Raw genomic sequence first — 1,228 nt, 5'->3', positions numbered from 1 at the left:
CGAGCCGTAGTAGAGCCATTGGACGTGGCGGCCTCCGGGCAGCCAGCAGTCCGTGCGGTTGCTCAGTTCGTCGTAGCCGTGTGACAGGCTGCGTTGCCTGATTTAATCAGGCAGCAGCCCCGCGTATCAGCCTGATCATTTGATATATTTTATTACACTAATACTTCTCGTGAGTAAACTACAAAATCTCCCTTCTTCCAATTTTTACCGCCAATCCATGCGCACGGGAATCCTTGCCGTATATAAACATCTAGCATTTTTTCGAAATATGGATGAGAGTTAGGCATCATCAATCTCGCTTTCGCACATAATATCAGATCTTCATAAATGGCTTCTGATATGTCAGTGATTTCTTGGGGGTCCAAAATTTTGCTAATGGCATGTTTTGAGAAATATTCCCTTAGATGGTCAAAATAATTGATGTTTCCAATTAATTCTATTAATTTTTTCCTTTTCTCATCAAAAGGCGGGGACTCTATTTCTCCGGATGCATCTTCGGTAATGTCAATGATGAAGCGATAAGGTTTTTTTATGTCTTCATCTTGCTGCATATACATCGCTTTATGAATATCTAATATTCGCTCTTCTGAAATTCTGTCTGTTGTTTGAAGTAATGGCCCATCTTTCATGAGTTGAAAAATCTCTTGAACATTAATGGGGAAATCATTTTCTGAAATCATTAGAAACCGCCTTTCTTTAAGATATCATCCCACAACTTGAAATTAGATCCTTCAGATTTTCTTATTGGAGTGCCCTTCTTCAATTCTTTGTGCAGAAGTTTTTGCATATCACCAAGTCTTTTGGATAGTTTCTTTGGACAGCCGCCGGCAGAAGATATTTCTCTATCAATGGCATCTAGCAGCGCATCACTATATTCGTTATGACTTCCTCTGTGAGTTGATTTGCCATAATACTTTCCTTTTTTACCGTCAAATTTTCCGGCATATTTAGGTAGATTAATAAGATTTTCAAGAGCATCTTGATCTATGCACTTTAATATTGGGCGTTTTTTGAACAATGCTTGTGGAATTTTGTGATGAGTTTGATGTTTGGGTGCCAACCCTGCGGCCTTATTCATTCTATTTCTATGAGTGCTTAAACCATTTGGGTCAATCCATTCAGTTGGATTGACACCGTATGCATAGAAATTTTCACCGCCAAACAACCCAATCGGATCCTGATGCACAAACCTTCCCACCACAGGATCGTAATACCTGAACCGGTTGTA

The 1,228-nt window shown here is 39.7% G+C and carries 2 protein-coding genes; both read right to left on the bottom strand.

The window, feature by feature from the left end; all coding sequences use genetic code 11:
* Positions 1-152 precede the first annotated feature (152 nt).
* A complete protein-coding gene (locus L995_RS33385) occupies positions 153-680 on the bottom strand; it encodes a hypothetical protein (RefSeq protein ID WP_156136116.1) in 528 nt (175 codons plus the stop codon).
* On the bottom strand, positions 680-1,228 hold a 549-nt coding region (locus L995_RS32285), incomplete at its 5' end, for an RHS repeat domain-containing protein (protein ID WP_197065181.1). The genes L995_RS33385 and L995_RS32285, both read right to left, overlap by 1 nt.

It is taken from the genome of Delftia sp. ZNC0008 (assembly GCF_000799035.1).
GTDB lineage: Bacteria > Pseudomonadota > Gammaproteobacteria > Burkholderiales > Burkholderiaceae_C > Comamonas > Comamonas tsuruhatensis.
Note: the sequence above shows the minus strand (reverse complement) of the source record. Positions and strands in the feature narration are given on the sequence as shown.